Consider the following 1,137-nt stretch of genomic DNA (forward strand, 5'->3'; position numbering starts at 1 on the left):
CGAGAGATGCTCCCGAACTGGGCGGCGGCCCCGAGCCGGGAGATGTCCCCGGGCCGGGAGACTTCCCCACGCCGGGTGGCCGCTCCACACCGGGCGGCGGCCCCGCGCCAGGCCGCAGCTCTGCGCCCGTATCCGCCTCGCCGTCGTCCGCGACCCGTGCCGCCAGGTACCAGACGCCCGCCTTCAGCACGAGGCCGTACGGTTCCAGTTCCCGTTCCGCCTCGGTGCCGGCGCTGCCGCGCCGCCGGTAGCGGGCCGTCAGCCGGCGGTCGTCCCAGACGGCGTCCGCGACGGCGGGCAGCAGTTCGGGGGCCTTCGCCTCCCGGAACCAGGCGGGGGCGTCCAGGTGGAAGCGCTGGGCCGCGCCCGCCGCCGCGTCGCGCAGCTCCGGCAGCAGGGCGGCTGAGACCTTCAGCCGGGCGGCTGAGGCGGCGTCGGCCAGGCCCATCTCACGCAGGGCCGAGGGCACGCCGGACAGGAACAGCGCCTCGGCCTCCGACCGGCCCAGCCCGGTGAGCCGGGTACGGTAGCCGCCGACGAGGCGGTAGCCGCCCGTACGGCCCCGGTCCGCGTAAATGGGCACACCCGCCTCGGACAGCGCGAGCACGTCCCGCGCGACCGTACGCTCCGAGACCTCCAGCCGGCGCGCCAGCTCCGCCCCCGTCATCGTCGGCCGGGACTGGAGCAGCAACACCATCGTGATGAGCCGGGCAGCGCGCATACGCCCATCATGCCGGTCACCGCCGACAACCGGCCGAGGGCCGCGGGCCCCGCGACGGGCGCCGTCGACGGCTTGCCACGGATGTCACCCGGAGCGCGACGCACACGGGCGCCCAGCCATCGGCCTCGGCGGCACTGAGGCTCTGCCCAGGACCGCCGAGGCGGCCGGCAGCCCCTGCCCGCGTCGTCCGTCGTCACCCGGCCCGCCGACAGGCGGTACCGAGCCGCCGCGCGGTGCCGTCGGGACCCACGGCCGGCGGGCGGCCCCGGACGCCGAAAACCCCCGGCGCGCCCCTTCTCTAAAAGAAGAGACCCGCCGGAGGCGTCCGGCACCACGGATTGTCCGGCGGCCGGGCCCGCGGTTGAGTACCGGGCCCGGCGGGCACGGCCGCCGAGTGCGGGGGAGGGGTCAGAGGC

Annotated in this window: 1 protein-coding gene; it reads right to left on the minus strand. The window is 77.2% G+C overall.

What is annotated here, in order from left to right:
• Window positions 1–721: helix-turn-helix transcriptional regulator (locus ACFU99_RS44330; RefSeq protein ID WP_384404559.1), on the minus strand; the 721-nt coding region annotated here is incomplete at its 3' end.
• Window positions 722–1,137: the final 416 nt, after the last annotated feature.

The organism is Streptomyces sp. NPDC057654 (assembly GCF_042800135.1).
GTDB lineage: Bacteria > Actinomycetota > Actinomycetes > Streptomycetales > Streptomycetaceae > Streptomyces.